Source organism: Pseudomonas parasichuanensis, from assembly GCF_021601385.1.
Taxonomy (GTDB): domain Bacteria; phylum Pseudomonadota; class Gammaproteobacteria; order Pseudomonadales; family Pseudomonadaceae; genus Aquipseudomonas; species Aquipseudomonas parasichuanensis.
In genome coordinates this window covers 1-255 of the sequence record NZ_BQHO01000106.1, presented here as the reverse complement: position 1 = coordinate 255, position 255 = coordinate 1, and the positions used below count along the sequence as shown (strand labels likewise).

At 60.0% G+C, this 255-nt stretch carries 1 protein-coding gene; it reads right to left on the bottom strand.

Annotation, left to right across the window (positions count from 1 at the left end; all coding sequences use genetic code 11):
- Positions 1 to 255, bottom strand: a 255-nt coding sequence (locus L6D77_RS27150) for a transposase (protein ID WP_236170242.1), incomplete at both ends; no start/stop codon positions are given.

Genomic DNA, 255 nt, shown 5'->3' with positions numbered 1-255 from the left:
GGCGATGCGGGCCAGCTTGTTGGCGATAGCGCAAACCACCAGGTTGGGGTGATGAGCGCGCAGCAAGTCTTTCACCCAGTCCGCCAGCTTGCCGGTTTGGCGCTGCAGCCCCATCAAATAAACCCTCGCGCACTGGATCAGCAGTCGTCGCTGATTACCATCCCCGCGCTTGCTGATTCGCCCCAAGCAAGGTTTGCCGCCCGTTGTATGTTGCCTGGGAACCAGGCCTATGGAGGCTGAGTAATCTCGTCCACA